This window comes from Mesobacillus subterraneus, from assembly GCF_023715485.1.
GTDB lineage: Bacteria > Bacillota > Bacilli > Bacillales > Cytobacillaceae > Mesobacillus > Mesobacillus subterraneus_B.
In genome coordinates, this window is the sequence record NZ_JAMBOF010000003.1 from 348,934 (window position 1) to 371,631 (window position 22,698).

Below are 22,698 nucleotides of genomic sequence, written 5' to 3' on the forward strand. Positions count from 1 at the left end.
CAGCTAAAAAACTATGATACTTTCCTTTACTACCTATTAAACTTGAAAACTGAAACAGAATTATTTAACTCATTTGTCAGCTTCCGTAAATCTGTAACTTTTTTAGATAGATTTCCGAATGCTGATAATTGTTCGGCAGTAGAAGCAGATATTTCTTCGCTTCCAGCAGCTGTCTCTTCGACGACAGCACTGATTGATTCAACATTGTGAAGGACCTTCGCTCCCAGTTCTTTAGATGCTTCCATGCCCTGGACAAGCTGTAAGATTTTATTGGAGATGCCCGTAACCTTTATTTCGATGTTTTCGAAGGTGGTCATCGTTAAATCCATCGATTCCATTTGCTCATCTGCGATGCTGCCGCCTTTGGTTACTGCCATTGCTATATCTTCAAGACCACTCTTGAGCAGGTTGACCATATCAAAAATTTGTGTGGTTGCAACGTTCGATTCTTCTGCAAGCTTCCTCACTTCTGAAGCAACCACTGCAAAACCTTTTCCCGCTTCCCCTGCCCTTGCTGCTTCAATCGCTGCATTCAGGGCTAACAAGTTGGTTTGTGCAGCGATAGCCGAAACGGATGTAGCCATATCTTCAATTTTTGCAGCATAACCAACAAACTTATCAGTTGCAGCCTGAATTGAGTACGAGGCTTCTTTATTCTCAGTAATCAAAACCTTCTGCTCGTCGATCGCTTTCCTTCCTTCACCAATCGCTTCAACAGCTTCCCTGCTAAAGTGTGAGGATTCCTGGGAGTGATTCAGGTTTAGAATAATTTCCTTATCCATGTCGTCAATCAGCTGGACAGATTGCTGCAGGTCTTCTGAAACTGTCTGTGCGCCTGCTGATAATTCATCAGTCGATACCGCTACCTGCTTAGAAATTTCCGTAAGCGAATAATTTTCCTGCTCAATTTCCTCGGCAAATACTTCTACTTCCTTGCTCGCCAAATTTACTTTTTGCAGCAATGAAGTCAACTGCAACGCCATCTGGTCAAATGACTCATTTAAAGTTCCTAATTCATCTTTATGCTTATAAGGCACTTTCTCTATCATTAAATTCCCTTTGGCAATTTCCTGGGCGTTCATGGCAATCTGCTTCAACGGTTTCGTAATCGAGCTGGTAAGCCTGATACCAATGCCCCCTGCAACGATGACAAGAAGGATACTTCCAAATACGGCGGCTATTATAATAAATTGAATCTGATTTTTCAGGTCCCTCTGTAAAAAATCATAATGTTCATTAACCTGAATATTCAACAGGTGAAGATCATTTAGCACTCCGTCGCTTCGGAGAGACTGGCGTTTCACTTCTTCACTTACTTTGTCATCTAGTGCACGGTTTGCTTCAGATTGAAGCAAAGTAAATTTATCATAAGCCTTTTTTAAAACTTTCTGGCTCTCTTGCTCCTCTATCAAGCTGCCTGCCTTCTTGAATATTTCGGAGGTTTTCTCCATTTTACTTATCGCTTCTTGCTTGTTCCCGTCAGTTGGATTGAAAGAGAAATTGCTTAATGATTGCTTGGCAGCCGATGTTTCAGCCTGCAGATTTTGCACAGTGAGTAAAACTTGGACATAATCCTGATTTGATGATTGGACTATCAGCATCCTGTAAATGATGAAGGAAATCATCACTATGGATAATCCTATAGCCAATAATAAATTTAACAGTAACTTCTTTTTGATTGTCATGGTAGCTCCCCCAATAGCAGCTTTTAATCTAGCTGAATCGACACTTCATTACTTGATATTTTTGCTTCCAGGTCCTTTAAGTTCTTCTCCTGATCTTGCGTAAGCTTAATGACTCTGATTGGAGCCAACCCTACCCCATTTTCATTAATGCCGAGTTCAATTTGCTTTGCTGAAAGTTTTTTATCTTCCTTGAATTCCTTCACTATTTCATATAGGGCTACGTCGACATTTTTTAGCATGGATGTAACGATTGCCTTCTCGGCGTAATAGTACTGGTCACTGTCCACACCAATGGCTAACTTTTTCTTTGCTTGGGCTTCCTTCAGTACGCCCACACCGGTAAAACCAGCCGCAGCATAAAGGACATCCGCTCCTTCTTCGATCATCCCCGAAGCTATTTTCCCTCCAAGCTCGGCATTGCCAAAGTCATTAGCAAAGGCTGCTTTCACCTCTGCCTTCGGGTTGACAGCCTTCACTCCCTGTTCAAACCCTGCTTTGAATTTACGAATCAGCGGAACATCCGCACCGCCAATAAAACCTACAATATTAGATTTAGAAGCCATTCCAGCAACGGCACCTGCAAGGAAACTTCCCTGCTCTTCTTTAAATGTGATGGACGTGATATTATCCAGCTCAGAAACTGAATCTATAAGAATAAATTGCTGCTCAGGATACTTTTTCGCTACTTTCTCGAGATCCTCAAGAACCATGAAGCCTAAGCCAATGACTACATCATTCTCAGCTTCAACAAGCTCGGTGAATCCTTTTTCATACGAGCCTACTGTTTGCAATTCTCTATAGTCAAAAAGGATGTCCAGTTCATCTCTTGCTTTGCCTAGCCCAGCAAAAGCTGCATCACTAAATGACTGGTCTCCTAGTCCGACGTCAGACAACATAATGCCAATTTTAACCCTGTCCTTTTGCAACTTTTCACTAGATGAGCATCCTGCAAGGGTTCCTAACAGCAAAAATATAACTAATAGCATACTTGTGATTCGTTTCATCTTGATGATCATGCTCCTTTATAAAAATTCCACAAATAAATCATCGTCATTATAAAATTTTTATTAATGGTTATTCCTAAAGTCTATCTTTTATCAATTTTCTAATTTTTTCATCAAAAAAAACAGGCTGTTCCATGACAGCCTGCAAGACATACTTTTATTTCACCCTTGTAAATCTGTTCAAATCACCATTTTCACCAAGTACAATCAGGATATCCTCAGCTCTTAAAGTTTTCTCCGGATCTGGGGAAATATCAACCTTTGTTCCGGTTTTTACTCCGATTACCGTAATATTGTATTTTGCACGCAAATTAATTTCGATTAAGTTCTTGCCTGCCATGCTCATTGGAAGCTTGATTTCTTCGATGCTGTAGTCATCTGATAGCTCGATGAAATTCAATACATTAGGAGATGCCATCAGCTGATGGGCAACTCTTTCCCCCATATCTCTTTCAGGGAAAATGACTTTGTCCGCGCCAACCTTGAACAATACCTGGGCATGGTGCTTGTTAAGCGCCTTGGCAACGACATTTGAGACACCCATTTCCTTTAGGATAAGGACAGTCAGGATACTTGCCTGGATGTCATCCCCGATTGCCACGATTACGGTGTCAAAATTCCTGATTCCTACTGCCTTCAGTGTTTGTTCATCGGTAGAATCTCCAATAACCGCATGGGTCACATGCTCTTTGAATTCTTCAATATACTGCTCTTTTTTATCGATTGCCAATACTTCGTTCCCTTGATTATACAGGGAGATTGCTACACTTGAACCAAAGCGTCCCATCCCGATTACTGCGTATTGCTTTGCCATAAAAACATCCTCCTACCCAATCATCACTTTTCCAGCAGGATAGCGATAATGATCTTCTTTTCTTTTTTTCGCTACTGCGAAGGCAAGTGTCAACGGACCAACCCGGCCCGCAAACATCGTAATTGTTATTAACATTTTCCCATACGGTGACAGTTCAGGTGTCAATCCCATTGACAGACCGACTGTTGAAAAAGCAGAGACTGCCTCAAAAAATATCATCAGGAAATCATGTCCCGGTTCTGTGATCGTCAACAACATTGTAATCGAAATCACTAAAAATATCGCGATAAGTGTCACTGTCAAAGCCTTGGAAATGATGCTGTAATCCAGCCTTCTGCCAAAGAACGCGACATCTTCTTTGCCGCGGATCTGGGACTTAACCGCACCAATCAGTATAGCAAATGTTGTTGTCTTGATCCCGCCTCCAGTAGATCCTGGAGAGGCTCCGATAAACATCAGGAAAATAATTAAAAATAAGGTCGTCTGTTTCATATCGGGAATACTTATCGTATTGGAACCTGCAGTCCTTGGAGTGACAGATTGATAAATCGCCCCAAATATCTTCCCAGTCATCCCCATCGGCTTCAACGTAGCGGGATTATTGTATTCAAGAATAAAAATAAGAATGGCTCCACCAAGAACAAGGATACCGGAAACAGCTAAAACCATTTTTGAGTGCAGTGAAATTCTCTTTGTGCTTCTAAATTCAAAGATCTCATTCATAACAATGAATCCAATGCCGCCTAAACTAATCAGTGAAATCAGTGTGATATTGACGACAGGATCATCAGCATATGCTGTCAGGCCGCGATAGCCCCCCATTAAGTCAAAACCGGCATTGTTAAAGTTCGAAACAGCATGGAAAAAGCCATAATAGATAGCTTTTCCAGCAGCCATGTCGTGTGAAAATCTCAGCGACAAGAGGATTCCTCCAGCAATTTCGATAACTGCTGTAAAGACCAAAATTCTTTTTACAAGTCTGACCACACCTTCAACTGTCGCATTGTTCAAAGACTCCTGGATAATCAGCCTTTCTTTGAAGGAGATTCTTTTACCCAGGATGAACGCAAGCAATGTAGCAAAACTCATGAATCCAAGTCCGCCGATCTGGATCATCGAAAGGATGACCATTTCACCAAATCTGGTGAACGTATCGCCGGTATCCACTACCACCAGCCCTGTCACACAAGTTGCGGATGTAGCGGTGAATAATGCATCCATCCAGCCTAGCCCTTTGCCATCGGTTGTCGCCGCGGGAAGTGACAGCAGCAGCGTACCCAACAAGATAATCGTCCCAAAACCAATGACAAGTATTTTAGGAGGGTCCAGCCTAAAAAACATTTTCCTGCGCATGATGTATTCCTTCTCTCCTTAGTATGAGACATTACGCTTCAAATATTTCTTTGCTGGGCCTTTGTCTTTACTGGATTCTAAAATAGTCGACATATTTAAAATCATGCAAAACAAAAAAGCCCCCAGAGGCTAAAAGATAATAGCCTTGTGGACTTTTGAACAAACTAGTCACACAAGCTTCATCTTCCTCTTCTGCAACGCTTGCGGAGTTAGCTGTCGGATTAGGGCTCAGAATAGCCCTGCCTTGTTAAAGGCTTCACCCCTAGTGGATAAGTTCCACGAATTGTTGGTTCCCCCGCTCCAATGGATTCAGCGATTTAGAAATATGAAACTCATTCAATTAGGCTCTTTTCGAAAGCTTTATTGCATTGATACAAAAGCTTCTAAAAAGGGCAGTTGCTTCAGCAGATTACTGAAACTGTTGTAATCATACTCCTCTGCCATTCCAGTTGTAAAGGATGAAAAGAGAGCTAAAAATGACCTTTTTAGGCTAATTTAAAAGATTATTCCCCGCTAATCACTTAATATCTCACTGAATCGCAGTTTTTCGCCTTTTTTTATAACCTTATAATAGCAATAAAGCAGCCCTGCATTTGCGCAGGACTGCTTTATTTTACCTATTTAAGACCTATTGTCTGGATGAATTCTTTTGTACGTTCTTCTTTTGGATTGGTGAAGAACTCTTCTGGCTTTGCTTTCTCAACGATGATTCCTTCATCCATATATATGATCCAATCAGCCACTTCACGGGCGAAGCCCATTTCATGAGTAACGACTACCATAGTCATTCCCTCTTCGGCAAGTTCTTTCATCGTCGAGAGTACTTCGCCTACCAATTCTGGGTCAAGTGCTGATGTGGGTTCATCAAAAAGCATGATATCTGGCTTCATCGCCAGAGCACGGGCAATCGCCACCCTTTGCTTCTGCCCTCCTGACAGCTTGCTCGGATAAACATCAGCCTTATCATCAAGGCCTACTTTTTGCAAAAGTGCCTTCGCTTCCTTGATTGCCTCATCTTTCGGTATCTTTTTCACATGGACTGGAGCTTCAATAATATTCTCCAGAACTGTCATATGGGGAAACAGGTTGAAATGCTGGAATACCATGCCTACCTTTTGGCGCACTTCATTGATGTCATGAGTATCCTGGGTAATTTCTTTCCCTTCAATAATGATCTTGCCATTGTCCTTTTTCTCCAGAAAATTGACGCAGCGCAGCAATGTGCTTTTACCAGAACCGCTGGCGCCGACAAGGCAGACTACATCACTTTCCTTAACGGTTACATTCACATCCTTCAGTACATGGAGGTCTCCGAAGGATTTATTTAGGTTTTCTATATGAATCATTTCTCTTGTATACACGAATTTTTCCTCCTTACCTGTCACTTACAGCTAATTTCTTTTCTATTGCTCGTACAATCAATGTCAGGATTGCTACAAGCACTAGGTAGTAGAATGCTACGATCAACAAATACGTCATCTCATCAAAATTGTTTGATCCTAGTGTTGTGGCTACATTGAAAAGTTCATTCATCGAAATGAAGGCAGCAAGTGAGGAATCCTTAAGGCCGATGATGAATTGATTCCCTAACGGCGGGAGTGAACGCCGGAAAGCCTGCGGCAAGATGATCCTTCTCATTGTCAGTGCCTTTGACATTCCCAGGGAACGCCCTGCTTCCATCTGTCCTTTGTCGACTGACTGGATCGTGCCACGGAATATTTCCGCGATGTACGCACCATTATGGAAAGCAAGAGCCAATGCTGCCGCCCAGAAATCAGGAATCAGGAAAATACCGCTGATCCCGAAATATAAAATGAAGATTTGTACAATCAGAGGTGTTCCCCTGACTAAATAAACGTACGTATTTGAAATCCATTCTAAAGCTTTAATATTTGAAATCTTTAAAAGTGCAAAAAACAAACCGATTACGATACCAACTAAAATTGACACAACTGTAAGCTGCAGCGTAAGCAGCATAGCATCGATAAAAAGATCGCTGCTGTCGAAAAATGTTTGTAATAAATGTCCGATACTTGGCAATGCTCCTACATCCCTTCTAGTAATATTCTCTATGTCATTCAGGATTCGTTGTTATATCTTCACCAAAGTACTTTTGGCTGATCTTTGAGAGTGTTCCATCCTTGCGCAGATTTTCAAGCGCTTCGTTTACTCTTTTTAATAGCTGCGGGTTATCCTTCGGAATGACAACCGCCTGCTCACTGCGTTCGATCAGTTGTCTTCCTTCAATATCAAAGCCTTCCTTTGCCGCGCTTTTCCCCGTGACGAAGTCTGTAATGACAGCGTCATGGCGTCCAGTGCTCAAAGCCTTTAACGCAGTAATATCGCTGTCATACATTTTAAGGTCAGTAGTATATTTTGAGGCAGTGTCTGCGTAAGTCGACCCTTTTGCTACTGCGACTTCCTTCCCTTTTAGATCTTCAACAGTTTCTATGCCGCTGTCTGGCCGTACAAAAATCTGAGGACCAGAATAATAGTATGGAGTCGAAAATAATACATGCTTGCTACGCTGAGGATTAATTGTATGGCTGGCAACCGCGACATCCGCGCGTCCCGTTTTCACCCCTTCAACAATCCCCTTGAATTTCATTCTTTTCTGGATCGGCTTCAGACCCATTTCCTTTGCAATTGCTTCCCCTACTTCAATGTCGAAGCCAGTCATTTTCAAATCATCCTTTAAGTAACTGAACGGCTTGAACTCGCCGGAAGCTGTGAATATTAATTCATCCTTGTCAATCAGTTCAGTTCCGTCGTCAAGCTGTTCCTTTTCGGCACAGGCTGACAACAGCAACGCTGAAAGAACAAGTGCTATGAATAACAACCATTTTTTAGGCATTCCCCGATGATCTCCTCTCTCTTTTAAGTTGCTTGCTAAGTAACTACCCTTTTTACGTTAGCTATAATCCTGTATTCAAAGGGGGTTATTGTATTAACGGGAGAAATATGGGAATGCGCTGATATGTATGCCAATCTATTACCTGGTTTATAGGCAATGGATTAATGGTAAATAATAGAGTTGATAAATGCTTGAAGGTTCGCGAAATGAATTGTTGGAGGTTGTCGATAATGAAAGCAATGATCATAATGAATCCATCATCCGGAAAAGAAAAAGCGAACGACTATGTGGAAAAAATAGAAGAAACCTTGAAGTCAAAATATGATGATATAGATATCAGGAAAACGGAGAAGGAAGGGGACGCCGCTGCTTTTGCCACAGAGGCATGCATAGCTTTTTATGATGCAGTCATTGCGATGGGAGGAGACGGAACCATTAATGAAGCTATCAATGGCCTTGCTGAACAGGAACATCGGCCTGCTTTGGGAATCATTCCTTTAGGGACAATTAATGATTTTGCCCGCGCACTTGAAATCCCCCTTGATCCTTACAAGGCAATTTCGATTTTAGAAGATGGAAAAACCATAGCCGTGGATGTCGGAAAGATAGATACAGCTTATTTTGCGAATGTCCTGGCAGTTGGATCCATTGCAGAAGCTTCTTATAATGTGACACCCGATCAAAAGACAAGGTTTGGGTCACTTGCCTATTTTATGGAAGGTGCAAAATCCTTCCTTAGCGGCGATTCGATTGAACTGTCAGTTGAACATGAAAACGGCAAGTGGGAGGGGGATTCTTTCTTGTTGCTTGCAGCTCTTACAAATTCGGTTGGCGGTTTCGAGGCACTCGCCCCAAATGCAAGCGTAAATGATGGAAAGTTTCACGTTTTTATCGTAAAGAAGATGTCCATACCAAAAATCGCCACGATCATTCCTTCCCTATTGAAGGGTGAACTGAAGGAAAGTGAAGAAGTCGAATATATTCGCACCTCCTTCCTTAATGTGTCTTCGTCAAAGGATCATGTGGTTAATATTGACGGTGAAGAAGGACAGCGACTCCCATTTCACGCAAAGGTCCTTCCAGGCCATTTAGATGTATTTGTGGGAATGTGACTTCATAAGAACACAAAAACCTGAGCAGGATTCTTTCCATGCTCAGGTTTTTAATATTACTTTACGCTTGAATTAAAGTTGTAGAAGAATTTAGCTGTGATAGAACCATCTGCATTTTCCTTGATGTTTGTTACATGAATTCCGGAATCAGCTGGAGTGTCACTGAAGCCTTTCCAGAAGTAGTAAGAACCAGAGTGAACGTTTCCTGATACAGGAGTGATCTTACTTCCTGTCTTGAAGAAGTCGCCAGCATCTCCACGGTTTAAATTCTTCTCCAGGTCATACAAGCCGTCTGCCTGAAGGACAGATAGACCATAGTGTGTTACCACATCGCCATTGCTTGCAGTCTGGGACTGATTGAACTGGAAGCGCTTGTTCATCCAGTTTTCGACATTGTTCGGACGGAAGCCAGCTGTCTGGTAAAGGTTGATGATGTTTTCATCAACATGCCAGGCAACTAAACCATGAGCGTTTTCTCCCTGACGGATCATTCCCTTGTTGAAGCCATCCTGCTGCATGTTTTCGAACAGGAAGTATTCCGTTCCGTTTGATCCTGGAACTTCCATTTTAACGATTCCGTTATTAGCATCTGCTTGGCTTGCAGCTGGTAAAGTGATGGTTTGTACTCCACTTTCTGGTGTTACTTCAATCGGATCTGCCCAGCCTAAGAAGACCTTTGAGAATGGATCGAAGTGTGTCGGTGAGTTTCCGCCGTACTCAGCCTTATTCGGATAGCGCATCCATGAGCCTCCTGCCATCATTGAGTAGTTTCCTACTCCCTCTGATGAGTAAAGAGTGTCATAGAAATCAGGCAATCCTAGTGCATGTCCAAATTCGTGTGCGTATACACCAGTCTGTACTGGGAATGGACCTGTCTTCGCTTCTTCTTTATAAGAGTTTGTCGCTGCATCGAAACCAGCTACGTTACCGCCGATACCAGGCTGGATGTTGTAGTTGTTAACGACTACGCCATCATACGTCATGTCTTCTTTTTGTGTTTTGGCAATCCATTCTGCTTGGGTCATACCTGCATGAACATCTGCCGGCTTGCCAGTTTCATAATATTTTCCATAGTAAAGTGCACTTAACAGGCTCCACTTATGAGACCAGAATTGGCCAGGGTCACGGCTGTATTCAGCTCCTGTACCTTCATGGACGACGAATACGTTAGGAACTTCGCCATTTTCATCTGCGTATTTAGAAAAATCGACTTGATCATCCGCTGCTTTTAACAGGTCACGGATGAATTCGCCAGTATGGGCATCTCCGTTTACGTTACCAAGCTTGTACACTCCGCCTTCAGCATATGTGCCTTCCTGGTCAAGATAATAAGAGGCACCCTTTGGAAGTTCAACCCAAACAAATTCAGTGTTCTCTTTGCGGATAAGATTGGTTTTTCCGTAACTTGATTCCTTGTAAGCATTTTGCATCGTACGGTCTTTTGGAACATCTGGGCCATCATACTTTTTGAATTGCTCCAGTTCATACGGATTGTACTCCGTTCCAAAAATTAAGTCTTCGTAGTAATGTGCAGGAACTTGCCCTGGCATGTCACCAATCGGTTGATCTTCACCCTTATACTTTGCCAAAATAACCAGCACCGGGATATCCCCAGTAGCTTCCTTATAGGCTACATGCTTATCTCCAGGCTGCTGGAATTTAGCTCCAGTCTGGGCAATCTTCTCTGCAGGATCGACTTTGGAGATATCAATACCTAATTCCTTTGCTCTATCAACAAGCTCTGGAGCAGCACCTACATGGTGCGCAAGGTTTAATTCATATTTACTTTGTGTGTTGACTGAGGAATCATTTGCATGGACTCCCGCAAATACTGCGCTGCCCGCTAAAGCAAGGGATAACGCCGAAGTGGAAAGGACTTTTAACACATCATTCACTCCCTATTAGAATATTTCTATTTCCTAAATAATATAAAATATTCAGTATATTCTAAATAGGGAAAAGGTATTGTTTAATAGTGTTTGATGTGAGCAAAAAGACTTATATTTCAGTTTTTATAAAAAATATAACTATATTACCATAATAAACCATATAAAATGATAATAACTTCATGCCAGCTCACATTTCAGGCGAAATTGGGCAGACTATTGCTGTTTTCCTCCAGATCTGTCCGAACCCACAACGGTTCTAGACAACTTTGCCGATACTCCTTCAAGGCTGTCCGTATTTTACCCTTCATCGGCTGCCGGGACGGAAGTTTTAATTAGAAAAAGGCCTCGCCGAAGCGAAGCCTTTTTAATTTTTGGCAGTTAAATTTGGCTGTTGATTTCCGTTCCAGGCGCTTCGCTTTCCGCGGGCGGCCCGGGGAGCCTCCTCGTCGCTTCACTCCTGCGGGGTCTCCCCTGACCCGTTCATCCCGCAGGACTTTGATTGAACTTCCTCGAATCTGCCCACGCACGATGAAAATGCGTTAGCATTTTCGGAGGAGTCTTCGCGCCTTCCACTCCAATCAACAGAGCTTAAAAATCAATAATGACCTTTAACACAGCCTAATTTTTAAAGTATATCCATCCAGATCTTGATAGCTGTACCCAGAATCAATACTGCAAGGATGTATTGAAGTATTTTAGTATTAACTTTCTTACCTGCATTTGCACCAAGCGGAGAAGCGATTAGACTTGCTACTACCATGATTAACGCAGGCCAGAATTCTACCTGGCCAGTTGCCAGTTTACCAGCCGTTGATCCTATTGAAGAGATGAAAGTAATTGCCAATGAAGTGGCAATTGTCATCCTTGTAGGAATCTTCAATACAACGAGCATAATTGGAACAAGCAGGAATGCTCCGGCAGCTCCTACTACACCTGCGCCAATACCAACGATAAACGCGAAGAATGCTGCAAGCCATTTGTTGAAAGTAACCTGGTCAAGCGGAATGTCATCTACGTTCTTCTTCGGAACAAACATCATTACCGCAGCAATTAATGCAAGGATACCGTAAACCAGGTTGATGCCGCCTTCTGACATGAATCTTGAGCCATAGCTGCCGAGCAAGCTACCAACAAGGATACTTGCACCCATGTATATGATCAGTGTCTTGTTCAAGTAGCCGCCTTTTCGGTAAGCCCAAACTCCACCGATTGTAGCGAAGAAAACCTGTACCGCACTGATTCCAGATACCTCATGGGCACTGAAAGCCGCGATTCCAAACAATGGCGGAATGTATAATAGCATTGGGTATTTAATGATTGAACCGCCGATTCCAACCATCCCGGAAATATAAGAACCAATAAAACCGATTAAAAATATAACGATTAAATAAGTAAAATCCATCTGGCTTCCTCCTTTTAGAAACTCATATATAAGCAAAGAAAAAGGGAGACAAGCTCTCCCTTCGTTCAATTACGCCTTTTTCATCCAGAACTTGAACACACCGTTCTCTTCTTCATGCTTCAGAAGTTCGTTTCCAGTGGATTGTGCCCAAGCTGCTAGATCTTTTACAGCGCCTTTATCAGTTGTATGAATTTCTAATACATCTCCAGATTGAAGGTCAGTGATTGCCTTCTTAGTCTTTACGATTGGCATTGGACAAGCTAGTCCCTTTGCGTCTAATACTTTTGCTACGTTCATGTTAAAATCCTCCTTGGTTGTATAAAAAGTCGTATTTATCGAATGCAATCCGGGGAGTATAACTCCCCTGGATAGAGTTCAATTTATCTTACCGCACAGCGGTTTGGCCCGATTTCCATTTCTCTTTGTTTTTCGTCGTCAGGGGTGATTTTACCCATATTTGTTTCACGAATCTCCTGATATGCATTCGGCTGCGGCGGAAGATTCTCAGTCACTAGCTTTCTGAACTCAGCTTCGTCTTCAATGTTCAAGCCGTGGTTCTTTGCGAATAGTGTACCTAGCTTTTCAGATACGCTGCCGTCTTCGTTCAGCTCATCGATGATCATGAAGTGAGCTGGAAGCACTAATAATTCATCAGAAAGCTGCTTGTAACGAGTGTAGAGGGATTCTCTTAAGTCCGCTACCCAGTCTTCAGCTTTTCCTGCTAAGTCTGGACGCCCGATTGAGTCAATGAATAGTATGTCCCCTGATAGAAGATACTTTTCATCCACTACAAAAGAAGTTGAACCAATTGTGTGGCCTGGTGAATAAAGTGCATTGATAGCAATTTTAGTCTCACCGATTGTCACTTCGTTGCCATCTTCTAATGACTGGTAATTAAAGACAACTTCATCTGCGTCTTTTGGAGGCAGCCAGTAAGCAGCACCAGTTGCTTCAGCAATTTTTCTGCCGCCGGAAATGTGGTCGGCGTGCAGGTGTGTATCGAATACATGCTTGATTTCAACGCCAAGCTCCTTAGCGAAATCAAGGTAAACATCCGTCATCCTTGTAGCGTCGATCAATGCAGCTTCCCCATTAGAAACAACTGCATATGAAAGGCAGCCTTTTCCGATGCGGACGAACTGGTACATCGCGCCGCCATCTTTAAGATCGCCAACCTTAACTGGCTCAAGGTGTTCACTCCATGCTTTCATTCCGCCCTGAAGATAAGATACTTCACGGCCTGCTTCTTCAAGCATTTCCGCAACCATTACAGATGAACCTTCTTTCGCACATACTACAAGGACTTCTTTGTCGGTTGGGACTTTATCAAGGATTTCCTCTACACCATCAAGAAGATCGAAGTAAGGAATGTTCAAGTATTCAAAGTTCTCGCCTTCGATTTTCCAATCGTTGAAGTCGCTCTCGTTACGAACATCAAGGATGAAGAATGGTTCTTTATTAAATACTTTTTTAGTAACTTCTTTAGACGTCATTGGTTTCATATTCAAATTTACCTCCATAGGTATATTTTTTTCAAAAAAAATTATTTTACTTTTGATTCAGTGGGTCCGTTCCACTCTGACATTCCAGGCACGACATTCCAAACATTTTCGAAGCCGTTGCTTGAAAGTGTTTGTGAAGCCATGTCACTTCTGTTGCCAGTACGGCATACAACAAGGATTGTCTTAGACTTATCAAGTTCAGTCAAACGGTTTTCCAAGTCACCGAAAGGAATAGAAACAGCGTTTGGAATATGGCCAAATGCATACTCTGCTGGTTCCCTTACATCAAGGACAACAACATCCTCATTTGCTTCAAGCTTATTGATGACATCGTCGTTTGAAACAACGTTTGGATATTTTGTCTCTTCTTGTTCTTCACCTGAACCGCCTTTGCGGATATAGTGTTTAAGAACATCGCCTTCTTCGATCGTTCCCAGGTATTGGTTGCCAGAGCTTTTAGACCAAGCCTGGATATCCGCCCTAGAACCTTTATCCGTTGCGAGCAATTCTAAAACCTCGCCAGGATTTAAATTGTTGATTGCTTTTTTAGTTCTGACAATCGGCATTGGGCACGCAAGCCCTTTTGCGTCGACAGTGAAATTTGATTTTACAGTTTCCATTTGTAGACCTCCAATTAAAAGTATCTATTAGATGAACAGGTTGACGTTGCCGTCTTCAGCATCAGCCAGGTACGCAGCTACGCCGGCGAATTCCACGCCATCCATGATCTCTTCTTGTCTTAGACCAAGCAAATCTACTGTCATTTGGCAGGCTACAAGCTTAACATCCTGCTCCTTTGCCAATTCGATCAAGTCTGGAAGCGGCATTGCATTGTGCTTTTTCATGACATCCTTGATCATCTTAGGACCGAATCCAGCAAAGTTCATTTTAGAAAGGCCCATTTTGTTAGCGCCTCTTGGCATCATCCAGCCGAACATTTTTTCAATGAAATTTTTGTCAGCCTGGATTGGCTCATCTTTCCTTAAAGCATTCAAGCCCCAGAACGTATGAAAAATCGTTACTTCGTGATCGTAAGCGGCAGCACCGTTGGCAATGATATATGCAGCCATTACCTTATCATAATCCCCACTGAATAAAACAATTGTTGTTTTTTTCGTTTCTCCCATTTATTCTCTCCCTCTCTAATTACGGTTACGGGTATTTTTCTCTGTAAAAAAATATTTATCTTTTTTAACGTGATTACGTTGTTAAATACCTTACAGGGTATATAGTATAAAAAATCAATACCTTTGTCAACAGTATTTATGAATTTTTTATGACTTTTTTAATTCATAATGTTCTGCGCTGTCAAAAAACGGAAAAGTAAATAAAATAGCAACATTGAATTATCATATGTCATGTAGGCTGATAAGTTGAATGAAAAAATGAAAAAAAGGAAAGGAGATATTATATTGAAAAACGATCGAAAAGAAATAACTAGAAGGTAGTGACTATATTTAATAGAAGAAAAAGATTTTTTATAATAGAAATACTGCGGAGATAAAATTATTTTTCTATAGAAGTTTTTAAAGCAGAGTTTGTATGAAGATAAAAAGATAAGCCCGCCCAGGTAACCTTTATAATTAGCAGATTGTAAAGATTGTGTACCAGGCTGGTTTAGTCCTCATCAAGCATTCTGTATTTTATGCTTTCATCGTAAAGGCCGTTTTTCTTGCTCCAATACCAGATGATGCCTGCAGATGCAGTAAATGCGAACATGACCATCAGCAAGATCCAAGCTCCAGTTACCATCATGACACCTCCCTCTATAATAGTTGTCTGTTCTACCGAAATACTCTAACAGAAATTCCCGAAACCGTCCAGAGTATATTTATGGGGTTGTAATAAAAATGCTTTGGGATTAAAATGTGGTGAAAATATTATAGGAGGTAGAACAATGGATCATCAATCTTTGGGATTGTATTTTGATTTCCTTTACTACATCGGAGTACCTATTCTTATTATCTTTGTCCTCGATACCATTCGTAAAAAGTACAATAAAAAAGAAGAACAAAATTAAAAATAACTTCCAGAGCGGAACAATCCCGCTCTGTTTTTTTTTGCCATAAATGTAAAAAAAGGCGTCTTTTTCCCAGTTAATAAGCATGTATAAAAGAATTGGATAACACTATAGAAAAGTTGAATAACTTAAAAGCAATCTGGGATGTATCATGTAAAATAGCAGATTGTGAAGAAATTGTGAAATATATGTGTTTATTTTATGAACAAGGGAGTGTCAAAATGTTTACAGACGAAAAATGGAGTTCATCAAAGAATTGGTTCATTGCTGCTGTCTTCTGGATCATCATCGGCATGAGCATGGGACTTCTTACTGCAACAAAACAAATCTGGCCAGAATTGTTAAACAATCGCTGGACAACTTACGGGCATGTTCGCTCTGCCCACGTTATGCTCGTCATTTACGCATGGCTTTCAATGGCCTATGTAGGATCAATGTTCTACATGATTCCTAAGCTCGCTAAAACCAAGGTTTACAGCGAAAAGCTAGGGAATTTCGCACTAGTATTTTATAACATCGTTATTTTAGAAGGTTTCTTTGCATTATTATTCGGTCAGACCGAGGTAATTGAGTATGGTGAATTCCCTCTATGGGTTGACGTTCAGCTTCTTGTGGCAATTGGACTTGTAGCTTATAACCTATTCAAGACAGTCGGCCAGAGAACAGAAAAAATGCTTTATGTCAGTCTCTGGTATTTCCTAGGATCATTGCTATGGCTGCCATTGACTTGGATTGTCGGAAACTTCCCCGCACAATGGATTCCAAGTGGTGTACAGCAAGGTTTGATGGGCTGGTTCCTTGGACATAATGCTATCGGTCTTTGGATGACAACTGTAGGTGTAGGCCAAATTTATTACCTGCTTCCTAAGTTGACTGGCCGGCCGCTATACAGCCACCAGCTGTCAATGATCGGCTTCTGGGCAATCGCTACATTCTATGTATGGAACGGTCCTCACCACTTGATGAACGGACCAATCCCTGGATGGATTTCTAAAGCGGGAGTTATCCCATCAATCGTTCTTTTGATTCCGGTTTGGGCAGTTCTTGCTAACTTCTGGGGAACAATGAAGGGATCTTGGGCACAAACACGCACGAGCGTACCGCTTCGCTTCACAATGGCTGGTACAATTTTTTACCTGTTCGCCTGTCTTCAAGGACCCTTGCAAGCCCTTCCATCTGTAAGTTCAGTCATTAAGTTCACTCACTGGACTGTTGGGCATGCTCATATGGGACCATTCGGAGCGTTTTCTTTCACATCTTTCGCGGCAATTTATTACATTCTGCCTAAAATTGTTGGCCGTGAAATGTTCAGCAAGAGAGCAATGGAAGCTCATTTCTGGTTCTCTACTGTTGGATTCCTAGTATTCGCATTCTCATTATGGATCGCTGGTGTGGTACAAGGATTCGCATGGATCGAAGGAGTTCCATTCCTGCAAACAGTATTAATGATGGAGCCTTATGTACAGGGCCGTGCAATCGGCGGAACAATGATGTATGTAGCTCAGTTCTTCTTGGCTTGGAATATGTATAAAACTATTAAACTAGCTAAATTAGAGAAAAAACAGCAAGCTCAGCAACAAGCTGCTACTGCTTAATGAGGAGGGAACACGTTGGAACGTAAACCATCAGCTGTATTAATCGTTGCTTTAATCTTGTGGACTTTCGGTGTCGCCGGCACAGTCATCCTTCCCCTCTTCGACCAGGAAATCAACTCTGCAACTGCGAGCGGTGAGCTTCGCAATTACCCAGAGGATTCTGCTGAAGCAAGAGGAAGAGAAGTATATATCCAAAATGGCTGCCAGACTTGCCACACACAATTCGTAAGAGCATTGCCTGCGGATACAAACCAGAATCTTGGACCAGTATCACAAGGCGGCGACTACAAATATGATTTACCCCACCTATTGGGATCTAACCGTACTGGCCCGGATTTAATGTGGGTTGGCTTGAAATACAATGAAGATTGGCAGCGCCAGCACTTGATTGATCCTCAATCAACAAGCCCAGGTTCAATCATGCCATCTTTCGATTATCTTTCTAACCAGGAACTTGATGACCTTGTCGCTTATTTGATGAGCCTCAAGCCAACTGAAGAAAGACTGGAAGAATACAAAAAAGAAATAAATCTTGAAAAACCGTTGGATAACAACTAAATTCTTGTTGTTAATTTAACAAAGAAGTAAAACCATTACCTTAAGCCCCCAGGTTTAAGGTAATGGTTATCTGCTCTTCCCATACTTACAGCATTTAAAAGGCAGGTGGAAATCATGAAAAAAGAACATAAAGAAGATATCGTTTCTGACATTAAAATTGAGCATAATAAAGTGCCGAAGCTTTTAGTGGCTGTATTCTACGTCGTCGCAATCTGGGCAATCGGCTATGCCATCTTTATGCCTGGGAAATTAGCAGTTGAACCTGCTGCAGCTCCTCAGGACAACAAAGGAGAGATTATTTTTGAAGGTACCTGCCTGAATTGCCATGCGACTGGTGCGGCACCTGATTTAAGCGGTGTAACAGACAGAATGCCTGAAGAAGACATAAAGAATGTCATCAAAAAAGGCCGAAACACGATGCCAGCTATCGGTCACCTATACACAGAAAAAGAGATTGACCTGGTATATGAATATTTAAAGGACTACAGATAAAGAAAGGGGGATTTTCTTCGTGGTTAAAACTTTAATCAGATGGGCATTTTTTATCATCATTTTCACTCTTCCATTTTGGAACGGATTCAGGGTGGATTTCGATAACGAAAAATTATTTTTATTCGGCTATCAATTAAGCTATGAAGCTGGCTATCTATTTTTCGTTTTCCTCTTCTTGTTCCTGATGGCTTTCCTTGCTCTATCCATGATCATTTACAGGGCATTTTGCCAATATGCTTGCCCTCATAACACTTTCAGCATGCTTCTCAACAAAATTGAAGCTAAATTAGGTGACAAAGGCAAAGCAGTAACGTTCTTGTTAGCTTTCGTTGTAAGCATCTTCATGGCTTACGCAACAGTAAGTTACTTCTATAACCCAATCACAATTTGGGAATCTCTTGTGAACTTTAGTATGGATAAGTACTTCTTCCTTGTAACTTCAACGGCTGTTCTTTATACAGCTTTATCTTACAAGGCGAGAAACTCATTCTGTAAAGTCTGCCCTTACGGACTTGCACAGGGAATTTCCCAAGTGGATGATAAAACGAAATGGCTTACCCATCCTGGAGTATGGATTACATGGGGTACGACAACTGCCCTAGTTCTTATCCTGCTTGTTGGATGGTTCTAATCGAAAAATAAGCGAGGTGAAAATATAATGAAAAACATTTTAAAATTATCAGCTTTGGCACTTTTATCTATATCCCTTACTGCCTGCTCCGAAGCTGCAGTTAAAGATGCTTCTCTGGATGACAAGAACAAGAAAGATCTTTCTGAGGTGCATGAGGACTATTCTCCTAACTGGTGGAAAGACCAGCCAAACGGCAACGCGGATACAAATATGGACTGGAATGGCGAAGGCTGGATCCTTTCAGCTAACGAAGTTAGTAACGGGATTGCCATTGCCGATATCAAAACCGGTAACCCGGTAAAATATATCCAAAGTTCTGGTACTCCTCACCATATCCATTTAAATAAGGATCAAACATGGGCATTTGCAACACAGCGTTACGGAACGAGCGTACTGGCTATCAATATGGAGACTTTTGAACCACATGACATCGATTTCCCTGGCTTCGAAAAGCCTCCTGCACCACAGCACATGACCTTTTCTTTTGACGGCAAATACGCATTCACTTCATTGAATGGTGTAGAAGCAGTCGGCATGATTGATGCGAAAACAGCAAAACTCGTTAAGGTGTTCAAAAATGTCGGTAAAAAGCCAAGGGATTTGAACGTCACTCCTGACGGCAAAAAACTCTTTGTCAGCTTGCAGGCAGAACCATTCATCACAGTTATCGATATTGAAACTGGAGAAATGAGACACCTTGAGCGGACAGAAACAGACTATGGCAAAGGGACAGGATCCGGTCTTGATATGTCCAATGACGGAAAATATGTTGCAGTTGCCAATACTGCTGACGATGAAGTAGCGATTTATGACGCTAAAACAGAAAAGCTTTTAAAGAAAATTGGAGATATTCCAAAGCCAGTTAATTTAAGCTTCATGGGCAATACGCATGATTTGGTTACTGGCAATCGTAATGATGGGTCCATTTCGATCATCGATACAGAGAAGCTAAAGTTCATCAAGACAGTAAAAACCGGTGCAGGCACAAACATTGCTTACCTTGGTCCTGACGGATACTGGTATACTTCCCAAAACGGCGCAGGCTTCTTGACAGTCCTTGATCCGAAAGATAATTACAAAATTGTCAGGAAAATCTGGGGAGTACAGAATATTCACTGGCTGGCATGGAGTCCGGACGGAAGCATGATGTTCGGATCTAACTGGGGTGACAAAACCCTTACAAAAATTGATTTAACGAAAAAGAAGGATTTCAGACAGACAATTCCTGTCGGGTTGAATCCAAATGGTATCGCACTAAAAACAGATGTTCCAAAAGATCAGCTTCTGGCATATCAGAAGGGCAATGAGGAAGAAGCAAACAGAATCAAGAAAGCTTCTACGCTTGTCTTCCCAGAGGCAAAAGATATTAATGAAGAAGCCTTCCTGGGCACTTGCCTTCAGTGCCATGATATTGGCCGAATCATGAAGAATTCAAGTAAAGGCCCCGAGCAGTGGACATCTGTCGTGGATCGTATGGCCGGTAATGGAGCGAAAATGACTGATGAACAAAGACAGCAGATCATCGATTATCTTGCTTCTGACGCACATAAGGCCCTTAAGATCCAAACAGAGCTTGAAGTAGAATTAGCTGAACAAAATAAAGATAAAGAATAAGAAAAGCGTATGCACCAAAAATAGAAAAATCCTAATGTCCCTTAACAGGAGGCATTAGGATTTTCATCTAAATCAGTTATGAAATTCCATGCTCTCTCATGGAGATTGGATTTGAACTGATTGTCTTTTCTTAGCAGGTAGAATGGACGGGAGCGGTCCCTGTCTTTAAATGGACTGACAATGAGCTGTCTTGATTTAATTTCCGGACAGATCGCCAGCTTTGAAAATACAGCGACCCCCAATCCATTTTTTACACCTTCCTTGATCAGCGTGTTGCTATTATAGACAAGGACAGATTTCGGCTCGATGTTCAACCCTTTCCATAAATCAAGAGTTGCCTGCCTCATTGCGCAGCCTGGCTCGCGTATTAGCCATGTCATTTCCTCAAGCTTTTCAGGAGCCTGATTACTTGGGTCAATACGCAGCTGAGGTGAGACACCAAGCACGAGCAAGTCATCATAGAATTCATGAGATATGAAATCATAGCGCCCGGCTTGTCCCTCGACAAGGGCAAGGTCAATTTCAGATGCATACAGTAAATCAGTTATATGGACAGAAGTCCCAATCGTGATTTGAATTTGGCTGCTGGTAATATCCGGATTCAGTTTAATGAAGTCCTGGATCATCTTTGAAATCAGGCATTCACCAATCGTATTGCTGCAGCCAATTTTTATTGTTTGGCTTGTGTCACCCTCAGCTAAGAGAGTTTCGAGTTTATCATTTAACGCCAGCAGCTGTTGTCCATGATCGAACAATGTCTTGCCGGCCTCTGATAATTTGATTTTCCGATTGGCTCTGATAAACAGTTGTTTATTATAGTAAGTCTCTAATTGGCTGATTTGATGGCTTACGGCTGGCTGAGAGAGATTCAACATCTTGCCTGCCTGGGAGAAGCTCTCATATTTGGCCGCAGCTATAAATGTCTTTAAATGTTCCAAGTTCAATATGATCGCACCCCTTTATTACTATAGATTTGGAGGGAAGAAAATGAAAAAAGTAGATATCATCGTTACCGTTATCGTATTATCTGTATTTATTTTCGGTTTGATGTACTTTACAAAGGATGATTCCATCACCTACCGTGATGTGAAGTTTGAAATAGCCTCTTTGGCCATTTTATCCACTGTTTCCCTGTTCACTTATTTCGGGATTAAGAGAAATTTAAACCATTAAGTTGGATTATACCACATAGGGTTTAGGTAAACTGCAATAAAATGAATGTAAAACCTAGGAAATCTCCTAGGTTTTATTTTTTTACTTAAAACAGTATACTAGCAATCAAAACAGCATAAGAATAACGTCAACATTTACAAGAGACTACCATTCATTATACAATATTTAAACAGAAATACCAATAGGGGTATATTGATTTACTGTATCTTCATTAATCCTTAACAAACAAATCACAATATAGAGTATAGAAAAGGAGTGATCTTTAAAATGACAGAGATTGGATTATTTTTTGCTTTTACTGCTGGAATATTATCGTTTTTCTCACCATGTGTATTTCCCCTCCTCCCTGCCTACATAACGCATTTGACTGGAGGAAAGATTGAAGGTTCAAAGGTAGCTGTTGACCGCACCACGCTTTTCAGCCGCTCTTTCGGCTTCATTATAGGGTTTAGTTTAATTTTTATCGTAATGGGTGCATCCGCGTCTTTCCTTGGTCAGGTATTCGCAAACTATAGAACAATTGTTATGCAAATTGCCGGCTTGCTTATTATTGTCTTTGGCTTGCAGATGGCCGGTTTGCTGAACATCAAATTTTTGATGATGGAGAAAAAAGTTCATTCTGAAACAAAATCCAAAGGTGCTTTCAGTTCAGTTTTCCTGGGCATGGCGTTTGCAAGCGGCTGGTCCCCTTGTGTTGGACTTGCTCTTTCATCGATCCTGCTGCTGGCAAGTTCATCAGATACTTTATATCAAGGAATGTATCTGCTTACATCCTATTCCCTTGGAATGGCCGTTCCGTTCTTGATTATTTCATTTGTTATTTCTTATTCTTTGAAGGCAATCAAGAAAATCAACAAATATCTAGCTAAGCTGGCATTCGTTAACGGAATGATCATGGTTGGCATGGGCTTCCTCGTCCTTTCAGGACAAATGCAAAAAATCAGTGCCTGGCTGTCTGCGTATAGCTTGTTCCAATTTTAATTCTTGCCTGCAGGCTGCA

The 22,698-nt window shown here is 41.6% G+C and carries 24 protein-coding genes and 1 riboswitch; of the genes, 9 read left to right on the forward strand and 15 right to left on the reverse strand.

Annotated elements, in window-relative coordinates:
• Nucleotides 1-29: 29 nt before the first annotated feature.
• From M3204_RS06420 to M3204_RS06450, 7 genes are all read right to left on the reverse strand, one after another.
• Nucleotides 30-1,685, reverse strand: a complete 1,656-nt coding sequence (locus M3204_RS06420; RefSeq protein ID WP_251479770.1) for a methyl-accepting chemotaxis protein — start codon at nt 1,683-1,685, stop codon at nt 30-32.
• Nucleotides 1,686-1,708: 23 nt separating this feature from the next.
• Entirely contained in the window at nt 1,709-2,689 is a 981-nt protein-coding gene (locus tag M3204_RS06425; RefSeq protein WP_251479773.1) for a BMP family lipoprotein, read from the reverse strand.
• A gap of 157 nt (nt 2,690-2,846) precedes the next feature.
• The gene (locus tag M3204_RS06430) at nt 2,847-3,503 is read right to left on the reverse strand and encodes a potassium channel family protein (protein ID WP_251479776.1); all 657 of its coding nucleotides are present in this window, start codon (nt 3,501-3,503) and stop codon (nt 2,847-2,849) included.
• A 12-nt stretch (nt 3,504-3,515) separates the two neighbouring features.
• Nucleotides 3,516-4,856: a TrkH family potassium uptake protein gene (locus M3204_RS06435; RefSeq protein ID WP_251479778.1), complete on the reverse strand. Its 1,341-nt coding sequence runs from the start codon at nt 4,854-4,856 to the stop codon at nt 3,516-3,518.
• A gap of 182 nt (nt 4,857-5,038) precedes the next feature.
• A riboswitch (cyclic di-AMP (ydaO/yuaA leader) is annotated at nt 5,039-5,181 on the reverse strand.
• 292 nt (nt 5,182-5,473) lie between these two features.
• Complete coding sequence (locus M3204_RS06440; protein ID WP_251479952.1) at nt 5,474-6,202, reverse strand: amino acid ABC transporter ATP-binding protein; 729 nt, start codon at nt 6,200-6,202, stop codon at nt 5,474-5,476.
• 28 nt (nt 6,203-6,230) lie between these two features.
• Entirely contained in the window at nt 6,231-6,896 is a 666-nt protein-coding gene (locus M3204_RS06445; RefSeq protein ID WP_251479781.1) for an amino acid ABC transporter permease, read from the reverse strand.
• Nucleotides 6,897-6,930: 34 nt separating this feature from the next.
• Nucleotides 6,931-7,710: a transporter substrate-binding domain-containing protein gene (locus tag M3204_RS06450; RefSeq protein WP_251479784.1), complete on the reverse strand. Its 780-nt coding sequence runs from the start codon at nt 7,708-7,710 to the stop codon at nt 6,931-6,933.
• Nucleotides 7,711-7,874: 164 nt separating this feature from the next.
• Here M3204_RS06450 and M3204_RS06455 point away from each other — a divergent pair, with 164 nt between their 5' ends.
• Complete coding sequence (locus M3204_RS06455; protein WP_353056056.1) at nt 7,875-8,822, forward strand: diacylglycerol/lipid kinase family protein; 948 nt, start codon at nt 7,875-7,877, stop codon at nt 8,820-8,822.
• Nucleotides 8,823-8,878: 56 nt separating this feature from the next.
• Here the strand turns inward: M3204_RS06455 and M3204_RS06460 are convergent, their stop codons facing one another.
• The 7 genes from M3204_RS06460 to M3204_RS06490 all read right to left on the reverse strand — a co-directional run bounded on the left by M3204_RS06460 (nt 8,879) and on the right by M3204_RS06490 (nt 15,370).
• Nucleotides 8,879-10,708: a M6 family metalloprotease domain-containing protein gene (locus tag M3204_RS06460; RefSeq protein ID WP_251479789.1), complete on the reverse strand. Its 1,830-nt coding sequence runs from the start codon at nt 10,706-10,708 to the stop codon at nt 8,879-8,881.
• A gap of 628 nt (nt 10,709-11,336) precedes the next feature.
• Complete coding sequence (locus M3204_RS06465; protein ID WP_251479791.1) at nt 11,337-12,113, reverse strand: sulfite exporter TauE/SafE family protein; 777 nt, start codon at nt 12,111-12,113, stop codon at nt 11,337-11,339.
• Nucleotides 12,114-12,182: 69 nt separating this feature from the next.
• Nucleotides 12,183-12,410: a sulfurtransferase TusA family protein gene (locus tag M3204_RS06470; RefSeq protein ID WP_144478685.1), complete on the reverse strand. Its 228-nt coding sequence runs from the start codon at nt 12,408-12,410 to the stop codon at nt 12,183-12,185.
• A gap of 83 nt (nt 12,411-12,493) precedes the next feature.
• Entirely contained in the window at nt 12,494-13,615 is a 1,122-nt protein-coding gene (locus tag M3204_RS06475; RefSeq protein WP_435367738.1) for an MBL fold metallo-hydrolase, read from the reverse strand.
• A gap of 41 nt (nt 13,616-13,656) precedes the next feature.
• A complete protein-coding gene (locus tag M3204_RS06480; RefSeq protein ID WP_251479794.1) occupies nt 13,657-14,235 on the reverse strand; it encodes a sulfurtransferase TusA family protein in 579 nt (192 codons plus the stop codon).
• 27 nt (nt 14,236-14,262) lie between these two features.
• On the reverse strand, nt 14,263-14,742 hold the full coding sequence (locus M3204_RS06485; RefSeq protein ID WP_251479796.1) for a DsrE/DsrF/DrsH-like family protein: 480 nt from the start codon (nt 14,740-14,742) through the stop codon (nt 14,263-14,265).
• Between the two features lie 490 nt (nt 14,743-15,232).
• Nucleotides 15,233-15,370, reverse strand: a complete 138-nt coding sequence (locus tag M3204_RS06490; RefSeq protein ID WP_251479799.1) for a hypothetical protein — start codon at nt 15,368-15,370, stop codon at nt 15,233-15,235.
• 142 nt (nt 15,371-15,512) lie between these two features.
• Between M3204_RS06490 and M3204_RS23650 the strand changes: the two genes are divergently transcribed.
• From M3204_RS23650 to M3204_RS06515, 6 genes are all read left to right on the forward strand, one after another.
• Nucleotides 15,513-15,635 carry a hypothetical protein gene (locus tag M3204_RS23650; RefSeq protein WP_285857069.1) on the forward strand — a complete coding sequence of 41 codons (123 nt, stop codon included), beginning with the start codon at nt 15,513-15,515 and terminating at the stop codon, nt 15,633-15,635.
• A 221-nt stretch (nt 15,636-15,856) separates the two neighbouring features.
• Nucleotides 15,857-17,230, forward strand: a complete 1,374-nt coding sequence (locus tag M3204_RS06495; protein ID WP_251479802.1) for a cbb3-type cytochrome c oxidase subunit I — start codon at nt 15,857-15,859, stop codon at nt 17,228-17,230.
• A gap of 15 nt (nt 17,231-17,245) precedes the next feature.
• A complete protein-coding gene (locus tag M3204_RS06500; protein ID WP_251479804.1) occupies nt 17,246-17,788 on the forward strand; it encodes a cbb3-type cytochrome c oxidase subunit II in 543 nt (180 codons plus the stop codon).
• Nucleotides 17,789-17,902: 114 nt separating this feature from the next.
• Nucleotides 17,903-18,280, forward strand: coding sequence for a c-type cytochrome (locus M3204_RS06505; protein ID WP_251479805.1), 378 nt, complete (start codon nt 17,903-17,905; stop codon nt 18,278-18,280).
• A gap of 19 nt (nt 18,281-18,299) precedes the next feature.
• The gene (locus tag M3204_RS06510) at nt 18,300-18,911 is read left to right on the forward strand and encodes a 4Fe-4S binding protein (RefSeq protein ID WP_251479807.1); all 612 of its coding nucleotides are present in this window, start codon (nt 18,300-18,302) and stop codon (nt 18,909-18,911) included.
• Between the two features lie 27 nt (nt 18,912-18,938).
• Nucleotides 18,939-20,525 carry a hypothetical protein gene (locus tag M3204_RS06515; protein ID WP_251479809.1) on the forward strand — a complete coding sequence of 529 codons (1,587 nt, stop codon included), beginning with the start codon at nt 18,939-18,941 and terminating at the stop codon, nt 20,523-20,525.
• A gap of 41 nt (nt 20,526-20,566) precedes the next feature.
• Here M3204_RS06515 and M3204_RS06520 read toward each other — a convergent pair whose 3' ends face one another.
• Nucleotides 20,567-21,469 (reverse strand): LysR family transcriptional regulator, encoded by a 903-nt coding sequence (locus M3204_RS06520; RefSeq protein WP_251479811.1) that lies wholly within the window; start codon nt 21,467-21,469, stop codon nt 20,567-20,569.
• 43 nt (nt 21,470-21,512) lie between these two features.
• On the opposite strand from M3204_RS06520, the gene M3204_RS06525 reads away from it, so the two are divergent.
• Both M3204_RS06525 and M3204_RS06530 read left to right on the forward strand, forming a co-directional pair.
• Nucleotides 21,513-21,698 (forward strand): hypothetical protein, encoded by a 186-nt coding sequence (locus tag M3204_RS06525; RefSeq protein WP_251479813.1) that lies wholly within the window; start codon nt 21,513-21,515, stop codon nt 21,696-21,698.
• A gap of 267 nt (nt 21,699-21,965) precedes the next feature.
• A complete protein-coding gene (locus M3204_RS06530) occupies nt 21,966-22,679 on the forward strand; it encodes a cytochrome c biogenesis CcdA family protein (RefSeq protein WP_251479816.1) in 714 nt (237 codons plus the stop codon).
• Nucleotides 22,680-22,698 lie beyond the last annotated feature (19 nt).

What these genes read in the sequence shown, in the direction of transcription:
- M3204_RS06455 (WP_353056056.1), top strand. Translation starts at nt 7,875, where the DNA reads ATGGTAAATAATAGAGTTGATAAATGCTTGAAGGTTCGCGAAATGAAT.
- M3204_RS06430 (WP_251479776.1), bottom strand. Translation starts at nt 3,503, where the DNA reads ATGGCAAAGCAATACGCAGTAATCGGGATGGGACGCTTTGGTTCAAGT.
- M3204_RS06495 (WP_251479802.1), top strand. Translation starts at nt 15,857, where the DNA reads ATGTTTACAGACGAAAAATGGAGTTCATCAAAGAATTGGTTCATTGCT.
- M3204_RS06465 (WP_251479791.1), bottom strand. Translation starts at nt 12,113, where the DNA reads ATGGATTTTACTTATTTAATCGTTATATTTTTAATCGGTTTTATTGGT.
- M3204_RS06440 (WP_251479952.1), bottom strand. Translation starts at nt 6,202, where the DNA reads ATGATTCATATAGAAAACCTAAATAAATCCTTCGGAGACCTCCATGTA.
- M3204_RS06525 (WP_251479813.1), top strand. Translation starts at nt 21,513, where the DNA reads ATGAAAAAAGTAGATATCATCGTTACCGTTATCGTATTATCTGTATTT.
- M3204_RS23650 (WP_285857069.1), top strand. Translation starts at nt 15,513, where the DNA reads ATGGATCATCAATCTTTGGGATTGTATTTTGATTTCCTTTACTACATC.
- M3204_RS06505 (WP_251479805.1), top strand. Translation starts at nt 17,903, where the DNA reads ATGAAAAAAGAACATAAAGAAGATATCGTTTCTGACATTAAAATTGAG.
- M3204_RS06470 (WP_144478685.1), bottom strand. Translation starts at nt 12,410, where the DNA reads ATGAACGTAGCAAAAGTATTAGACGCAAAGGGACTAGCTTGTCCAATG.
- M3204_RS06475 (WP_435367738.1), bottom strand. Translation starts at nt 13,615, where the DNA reads ATGAAACCAATGACGTCTAAAGAAGTTACTAAAAAAGTATTTAATAAA.
- M3204_RS06530 (WP_251479816.1), top strand. Translation starts at nt 21,966, where the DNA reads ATGACAGAGATTGGATTATTTTTTGCTTTTACTGCTGGAATATTATCG.
- M3204_RS06425 (WP_251479773.1), bottom strand. Translation starts at nt 2,689, where the DNA reads ATGAAACGAATCACAAGTATGCTATTAGTTATATTTTTGCTGTTAGGA.
- M3204_RS06450 (WP_251479784.1), bottom strand. Translation starts at nt 7,710, where the DNA reads ATGCCTAAAAAATGGTTGTTATTCATAGCACTTGTTCTTTCAGCGTTG.
- M3204_RS06490 (WP_251479799.1), bottom strand. Translation starts at nt 15,370, where the DNA reads ATGATGGTAACTGGAGCTTGGATCTTGCTGATGGTCATGTTCGCATTT.
- M3204_RS06515 (WP_251479809.1), top strand. Translation starts at nt 18,939, where the DNA reads ATGAAAAACATTTTAAAATTATCAGCTTTGGCACTTTTATCTATATCC.
- M3204_RS06435 (WP_251479778.1), bottom strand. Translation starts at nt 4,856, where the DNA reads ATGCGCAGGAAAATGTTTTTTAGGCTGGACCCTCCTAAAATACTTGTC.
- M3204_RS06420 (WP_251479770.1), bottom strand. Translation starts at nt 1,685, where the DNA reads ATGACAATCAAAAAGAAGTTACTGTTAAATTTATTATTGGCTATAGGA.
- M3204_RS06480 (WP_251479794.1), bottom strand. Translation starts at nt 14,235, where the DNA reads ATGGAAACTGTAAAATCAAATTTCACTGTCGACGCAAAAGGGCTTGCG.
- M3204_RS06485 (WP_251479796.1), bottom strand. Translation starts at nt 14,742, where the DNA reads ATGGGAGAAACGAAAAAAACAACAATTGTTTTATTCAGTGGGGATTAT.